The sequence below is a fragment of the Streptomyces sp. H27-D2 genome (assembly GCF_035828615.1).
In the GTDB taxonomy this organism is placed as follows: domain Bacteria; phylum Actinomycetota; class Actinomycetes; order Streptomycetales; family Streptomycetaceae; genus Streptomyces.
The window spans coordinates 1-885 of record NZ_JAYMZR010000222.1 but is presented as its reverse complement, the minus strand read 5'-3'; the positions used below and the strand labels follow the sequence as shown (position 1 = coordinate 885).

General features: G+C 78.2%; 1 pseudogene. It reads right to left on the bottom strand.

Annotation, left to right across the window (positions count from 1 at the left end):
• Window positions 1-885: pseudogene (locus tag QMK28_RS34000) on the bottom strand (AAA family ATPase); the annotation flags it as partial.

Here is an 885-nt window from a genome sequence, read left to right as displayed (position 1 = left end):
CGCCGAGTCGCGCTCGCTGCCGGTCAAGGTGTCGATGACGTGCAGGCCGAGGCCCGAACGGCCCCGGCCGCCGGTCCGCTCGTCGGAGTGGACCAGGGTGTAGCGGCCCGACGACATCCGCTGCAGCCGGGCGCTCGCGGCGGCGGCGACCTGTTCGAGCCGGGCCGCGAGCACATAGGACTCCAGCCGCATCTTCCGCTCGTTGTCGGCGGAGGTGCCCGCGGCGAGCCCGGACAGCCGGGCCACCCGGTCGTACTCCTCGCGCAGCGGCCCCAGCCGCCGGACGTCGCCGGCCGCCTGCTCGGAGAGCCGGTCCAGTTCGGCGCAGCGGGTACGGGCGGCGGTGTCGGCCGCGGAGGCCTCGCGCAGCCGGCGGGTGGCGCGCTCGACCGCCTCGCGGGCGGCGGCGGGGTCCGCGGCCGGCAGGGCGGCGGCGTTCCGGGCCTGCGGCTCGGCCAGTTCAGCCGCGACCGCCGTCCGCTCCGCCTGCCGGCGCTCCAGCCGCTGCTGGAGGTCGCGCTGCTCGGCGTCGTCGAGCAGCGCGTGCGCGGCGGCCTGCGGGGTGTCGAAGCCGGCCCGGTAGGCGGCCTCGGTCAGCCGGTCGTCGGCCTCCTTGAGCCGCTGCTCGGGGACGGCCACCGTTCGTACGGCTTCGGCGGCGCGGGCGAGCGCGGCGGTGCGGCGCTCCAGCAGCACGGACCGCTCGGCGACGCTCGCCGAGCCGCCCCGCGCCTCGGTCAACTCCGTCTCCAGTTCGGCCAGTTCGCGGTCGAACACCTCACGGCGGGAGGTGCGGGCGGCGGTGCGGCGCTCCGCCTCGTGCCGGTGCGTGCGGCGCACCTCGTGCTCGTTCTCGGCGCGGGCGAGCGCCTGCCGCGCCGAGAA